General features: G+C 44.1%; 6 protein-coding genes and 1 pseudogene. 2 read left to right on the top strand and 5 right to left on the bottom strand.

The window, feature by feature from the left end; genetic code table 11:
- Positions 1-159: 159 nt before the first annotated feature.
- The 5 genes from LUQ50_RS11810 to LUQ50_RS11790 form a co-directional block, all read right to left on the bottom strand.
- Positions 160-1,011 (bottom strand): hypothetical protein, encoded by an 852-nt coding sequence (locus tag LUQ50_RS11810; RefSeq protein WP_300040036.1) that lies wholly within the window; start codon positions 1,009-1,011, stop codon positions 160-162.
- Between the two features lie 70 nt (positions 1,012-1,081).
- Complete coding sequence (locus LUQ50_RS11805; RefSeq protein WP_300040035.1) at positions 1,082-2,260, bottom strand: M20/M25/M40 family metallo-hydrolase; 1,179 nt, start codon at positions 2,258-2,260, stop codon at positions 1,082-1,084.
- Positions 2,257-2,763 (bottom strand): hypothetical protein, encoded by a 507-nt coding sequence (locus LUQ50_RS11800; protein WP_300040034.1) that lies wholly within the window; start codon positions 2,761-2,763, stop codon positions 2,257-2,259. Before LUQ50_RS11800 ends, LUQ50_RS11805 begins: the two co-directional genes overlap by 4 nt.
- A 44-nt stretch (positions 2,764-2,807) precedes the next feature.
- Complete coding sequence (moaA, locus tag LUQ50_RS11795) at positions 2,808-3,686, bottom strand: GTP 3',8-cyclase MoaA (RefSeq protein WP_300040033.1); 879 nt, start codon at positions 3,684-3,686, stop codon at positions 2,808-2,810.
- On the bottom strand, positions 3,673-4,320 hold the full coding sequence (locus LUQ50_RS11790; protein WP_300040032.1) for an RlmE family RNA methyltransferase: 648 nt from the start codon (positions 4,318-4,320) through the stop codon (positions 3,673-3,675). The genes moaA and LUQ50_RS11790 overlap by 14 nt, the downstream gene beginning before the upstream one ends.
- Positions 4,321-4,414: 94 nt before the next feature.
- Between LUQ50_RS11790 and LUQ50_RS11785 the strand changes: the two genes are divergently transcribed.
- Together LUQ50_RS11785 and LUQ50_RS11780 are read left to right on the top strand one after the other, a co-directional pair.
- Entirely contained in the window at positions 4,415-5,158 is a 744-nt protein-coding gene (locus tag LUQ50_RS11785; RefSeq protein WP_300040031.1) for a DNA polymerase sliding clamp, read from the top strand.
- A 3-nt stretch (positions 5,159-5,161) separates the two neighbouring features.
- A pseudogene (locus tag LUQ50_RS11780) lies at positions 5,162-5,801 on the top strand (DNA primase regulatory subunit PriL); the annotation flags it as partial.

Below are 5,801 nucleotides of genomic sequence, written 5' to 3'. Positions count from 1 at the left end.
TTCTATGTAATTAAAAGGCTTTGTCCTTCGTTTGTTCAATATTATCGGCTTCCCCCACACAAGGTTCACGGAGTAGTAACCCGTGTAGAGATGTAAGCACCACTATACCACTCCATTTCAATAATTAACAAGACATAGATCTCATCGGATCTGAATTGATTAGGATGGAGAACGGGTCTCTACAACACTGACAAGCGACAAGGTAATTTCAGGTTCCATCCGAAGTTTTGTTACAGAAACTGATTTCCCATCCGTTTCGATGATAATGGTACCATCGGAATCTGTTCTCATCACCTCTGCTCCAGCAGTCTGCAATGTGTTAATGGTACCATATTCGGGATATCCTATCGACGCCCCTCCTCCTGTACTAACAATGGCAATCTCTGGATGGACTTGAATAATAAACTCGGGATCTATGCTATGCGATGATCCATGATCTGGTACCCTTACGATCTGTACATTATGAATCTCTGGCACATCATTATGAGTTCCCATGAGCAAAACATTGAAATTTCCATACGTAATGAACGGAATAAGGGTATCAGTGGCGAGGGTACCGCTCTTATTTGCAGGTTTAAGGAGTGAAATATTGACACCATCAACAAACGGGATGGAATTTCCAGCAGTAACCCGGGTCATAGGCATCTGATCTTCCTGCATCTTATTGATAATATCCTGATATGATCCACCTGAACTATTCCATCCTCCATCAAAGTAGGAATCTACTGGAGTTGCGTTAAGAATATTTGTCAATCCACCAGTCCTACCTTCTTCAGTGCTGGTTACAAGAACCTGATCCAGCCTAGTAATTCCCAATTCCTGAAGATAATATCTGGTGAGATTTCCTGAATTGGCAGTCCCTGAATCAATAAGCATAGTCTTATCGTCTGCTTGAAGCAGGACTGCGTCGCCATCGTCCACATCAAGAAAATGAATTTTCAGATCCGCATTGACCGGGAAAATTGTCAGACAACAAAGACAAAAAAGAAGGAACACTTTTGATACTGACATATATACTGATAGCCCTGAAACTCTAAATGCTTCGTGAGAATACAGGATTAATATCTTAATCAAAAACAGATTAGGGAAGTTGATTAAGCACGTATTCGTATACCTTCTGGCAGTTTTCAAGCATGGTGACCGGAACACGCTCATTTACAGAATGGAGAAGACTCAGGTCTCCCGGTCCGTACATAACCACTTCAGCCCCATTACTCCTAAGATATCTGGCATCTGACCCTGCCTGGCTTAATCCCGGATGAGCGGAGGTCTGATACACCGAATGTATTCCAGTACAGATAAGTTGGGAAAGCCATCCTGGTCTGCTGAATGTTGGTTCTGATGATTCCAAAACTGAAATGTTTGCTGCTGGTGCAGCAGTATGCATCAGTGATAATACCTCATCGATGTTACATCCCCACGGAATCCGCATATCGAGAGAGAGATCGCAACGTTGAGCTATTACATTCATCCGTTCCCCTCCCTCGATGAATCCGGGATTATACATAATACGAGAGAGTATCCGATACCCATCCTCATACGATAACTCGGTGTTCTCCTGATATGACTGGACCGTTGTATCAATGGCTTCCATAATTTCAGGATCCAGATTCCATTCCCGTTCATGAAGAGTCTGACAGAATTCCAGATACCGGCATGCCTGAATAATTGCCGAATCACCAATCACCGGATGAAGAGATGCATGTCCTGATTTACCTGAGAAGGTTACTTTTGTCCTGAGTACTCCTTTCTCACCGATGATAGGAGATCGTGGGGGGGTTGGTTCAGCAATAATAGTATCACAAGGTACCAGAATCCTTTCTTCAACCAGCTGCTCCATCCCAAATTCTCCTTTCCCTTCCTCATCTGCGACAAATGCAACATCAACTTCCGGGTTACCACCTGAATTCATAACCGAACGAAGAGCTGCCAGCAATGCTGCACAACCCCCTTTCATATCAGTTGATCCACGGCCATGGACAAATCCATCAGATATCACCCCTGAATAGGGAGGATATGTCCATCCATCATCAAGCGCAGGAACTACATCGACATGACCACAGAGGAGAAGTTTTCCTTTGGGATGAACTGAAATGAGATTATGACGACGACCCCGGGTGACCGTGCGAGTCTTCATCCCGATACTATCCAGGAATTCTTGCAGGTAAGCGATCACTTCATCGGTAAAACCAGGGGGATTATCAGACCTGATCTTCACCAGGTCTGAACAAATCCTGCTGACATCAGCAGTAGTATTCATCTGCAGGACCTGGAGAATTCAGTAAGCATCTCAGCAACTGAAGATCCGTTATACTGAGCAGACAGGTAGGACCGGTCAAACATCTCATCAACCATCATCTGTAAAGTTTCAGGTGGAATTGGTCTTTTATCATCAGGATTAAGAGTGATTCTGAATGAACGATAAGATGCCGGATCATGAGATGAATAGATCTTCTGAATAAACAAAGGAAATTTTTCAAATTCTGCTGTATGATTATCTTCTAGCCAGGCTATAAAGTCGGGAAAGATACGAAGATGTTCATCTTCAGCCTGATCTACCCGGTGTTTAAGATATTCCCGGCTCATCAGGTTCCGGGGAGAATCTGCCTGATATGCGAGAAGCGAGATCGAATAATCCAGATGAGCCATTGCGTCAAAGTACCAGAATCTTAGAACTGGATGAAAATCAGAGGTATCTTCGAGGATAAGAGATTTTTTATAAAGGGTCTGGAGCACCCGTTCGTATTCATTAACTTCCAGCATACAGGAAATTGGATGACAGAAGATTAAAAGCGTCGCCTGATCAATCAGGAGTTATAGGGTTCACGCCTACGTATCGCCTGTTGAAAGAGCTCATCCAGTTCTGCTCCTTTCTTTCCTTTGATATCCACGAGATTATCGCTCCTGAGCAGACAGGGTTTCAGTTTTCCATCTGAAGTGACCCTAAGCCGATTACAATGCTTGCAAAACTCGGAGTTATGAAATGGTCTGACAAATTCAATCTCAGCTCCACCATAACAATATTTTTTCCGGTGATGCATCCTTCTCGTGATGACCCGCTTTGACGATGCTGCAATATGATCCTCCAGATCAGAAAGATCTGCATGGTAAGGACAGTCCCCGAGATCCATCAGTTCAATGATCTGCAATATCATATGCCGGTCATTTGCAACTAGCGCAATGAAATCCTCAACCTCGTCCTCATTAATTCCTTTCAAGAGGACCATATTGATCTTGATGGGAATAAGTCCGGCGATTTTTGCAGCTTCGATTCCCGCTAGTACATCATCAAGTTTTTCTACTCCGGCAACTTTCCGGTACGTATCAGGCCGCAGACTGTCCAGACTGATATTTACCCGGGAAAGACCTGCATCATGGAGATCCTTCGCCAGCGGCCCTAGGAGGGTCCCGTTTGTGGTCATCGATGATTCAATCCCGGACGGAACCGATCTGATAACATCCAGAATATCCTTCCTAAGTAGCGGTTCACCTCCGGTAAATTTCACCGATCTGATACCGAGCCGTTCTGAGGCAAGCAGGATCTCTCTGATATCCTCTAGAGGCATCGGGTCTTCAGGTTTGCATTCACCTTCCCGGTGGCAATAGATACATCGGAGATTACAACCTGAATTCAGACTTATTCTGATATTACTTACGGGACGCTGATAATCATCACGAACTGCCATTATTCTCCGGTGTTATCACTTCTTCAGACTCTTCATCAAACAGGTCTTCCCTTCCCGCTATGAAATTTCTGGCAATGATATAGATCTCAGTACTTCCCTTTCTACTCGAATGGGTCTTATGAGTGGTAACCCGGAAAAACTCCTCCTTAACCTTACGATATATCCAAGGGAAATCTTCACCCTGAAATGATTTCATCACCAGGTTTCCACCAGGGCAAAGAACCTGTATTGCAAAATCAAGAGCCATCTTATTCAGATCAATAGATCTGGCCTGATCATACGATTTATGCCCGGATAGTTTGGGTGATGCATCGCAGACAACCAGATTGACCACAGGTAATAATTCCAAAACCCTGGCTACCGTTCTTGGTTTTGAAAAATCCCCTGTAAATGTCGTAACCCCTTCTAACGGTTGAATCGGATTCAGATCGATTCCTACGATCATACCAGAGGTATTCTCTTTTAATATCTGCAGCCAGCTGCCCGGAGCTGCACCAAGATCCACCACATTGTCATGTGGTCGCAAAACCAAATTTTTCTCCAGAATTTCTTTTAATTTGAATGAAGCACGGGAGCGGTATCCCTGCTTCATTGCCTTCTGGTATACCTTGTCCCTACCCCATTGAGAACCCATAAGTCGCTCGTATCCACCTTATTCGTTAATTATTACACAGACCAGCACTTATATGTGTTTCAAACTAATAATGATACAACAGTAGGGAGCGCAGATGCTGAAAGGAACAATAAACGCCGATACTTTTCGAGATTCTATCGACGCCGTCGCTGCTCTGGTAACCGAATGCAGGATGCATTTTTCAGAACAAGAAGTATGGATTCGATCAGTCGATACCGCAAACGTCGCCATGGTAATACTTACTCTCCAGCGGGATGCGTTCAACACCTATGAAGCAACCCCGGGTGAATTAGGGCTCGATATTACGAAGATGAAAAATATCTTCACCATGATGGGAAAAGCCAGTGAAGTAAGCCTTGATTACCCTGACGGTGCAAACAAAATCGAAGTACGATTTGAAGGATATCATTATGCCATCACGCTTCTTGATACCAATACTATCAAGAAAGATCCAAATACTCCGGGAATCGAACTTCCTGGTGTGGTGACCGTTTCAGGTGTAGATCTATATAATACCATCAAGTCAGCAGCAGTTGTTTCAGATAAGATGTGGCTTGGGATAAATCCTGATAAGAAGTTATTTTATATTATTGCCGAAGGAGACAGTGATCATATCGAGCGGGAATTCACCGCAGAAGAGATGATATCATGTAATTTTGCAGAGGCTCGCTCCCTCTTTTCCATTGATTACCTAAAGGATATGGGAAAAGTGATGTCACATGCATCTGAAGTGACGATTCAATTAGGTACAGATCATCCCGTGAAATTTTCATTTGATATTGCAGGTGGGAAAGGCCATGTTGAATATCTGCTTGCACCACGTATCGAAGCAGACTGATGCATGGTTGCACTTGACCTGAGAGATCTTGCTAAATATCCCTTTTTAAAAGAAGCCCAGTCTTTTATCAGTACTAACACTGCTTCTCTTGATCAGTATCTGGATTCTCCTGCCGGGCGTCTGGCAGTAAAAGAAGCCTTTGAGATCGTTTCTGCATCACTCATGTTCAATCCTCGTCAACCTCCGGATGAGTTGCCGGAAGTACCCTCTGAAGCTGCAGCAGTAAAGATCATCATCTCTGCCTATCCGGTCACCAGGCTTCTAATCTCCTGTTCAGGTGATCGAATGCTCATTGACCGGGTAAGCCGATATCAATCCTGGAAAGTATACCGGTATCTTCTGGAAGAGGACCCAAAAAAGAAACTGGTGATTGCAGCCAGTCTTGGTTTATCAGGAACTTCAACTGCTATTCCGGTAATTCATTACGTGGAAATAGCAGCCCGTCTCACTGAAGAACGATGGAGACTGGTAAACCGAGTCGTTGAACATGGGATCGTCAAAATTCATCAGGATGAGATCGATGAGATACTCAGGGAGCGACTCAGAGTAATAATGACTCATAATCTCCCGCTTAAAGGTCCTCCTTCTCTGTGCACCTCGCTGCAACCGGTACTGGATCGGATCAAAACCACGATTCAGGAGC

Origin of the sequence: Methanospirillum sp. (assembly GCF_028679455.1) — an archaeon.
Taxonomy (GTDB): domain Archaea; phylum Halobacteriota; class Methanomicrobia; order Methanomicrobiales; family Methanospirillaceae; genus Methanospirillum.
Note: the sequence above shows the minus strand (reverse complement) of the source record. Positions and strands in the feature narration are given on the sequence as shown.

What these genes read in the sequence shown, in the direction of transcription:
- LUQ50_RS11790 (WP_300040032.1), bottom strand. Translation starts at nt 4,320, where the DNA reads ATGGGTTCTCAATGGGGTAGGGACAAGGTATACCAGAAGGCAATGAAG.
- LUQ50_RS11785 (WP_300040031.1), top strand. Translation starts at nt 4,415, where the DNA reads ATGCTGAAAGGAACAATAAACGCCGATACTTTTCGAGATTCTATCGAC.
- moaA (WP_300040033.1), bottom strand. Translation starts at nt 3,686, where the DNA reads ATGGCAGTTCGTGATGATTATCAGCGTCCCGTAAGTAATATCAGAATA.
- LUQ50_RS11800 (WP_300040034.1), bottom strand. Translation starts at nt 2,763, where the DNA reads ATGCTGGAAGTTAATGAATACGAACGGGTGCTCCAGACCCTTTATAAA.
- LUQ50_RS11805 (WP_300040035.1), bottom strand. Translation starts at nt 2,260, where the DNA reads ATGAATACTACTGCTGATGTCAGCAGGATTTGTTCAGACCTGGTGAAG.
- LUQ50_RS11810 (WP_300040036.1), bottom strand. Translation starts at nt 1,011, where the DNA reads ATGTCAGTATCAAAAGTGTTCCTTCTTTTTTGTCTTTGTTGTCTGACA.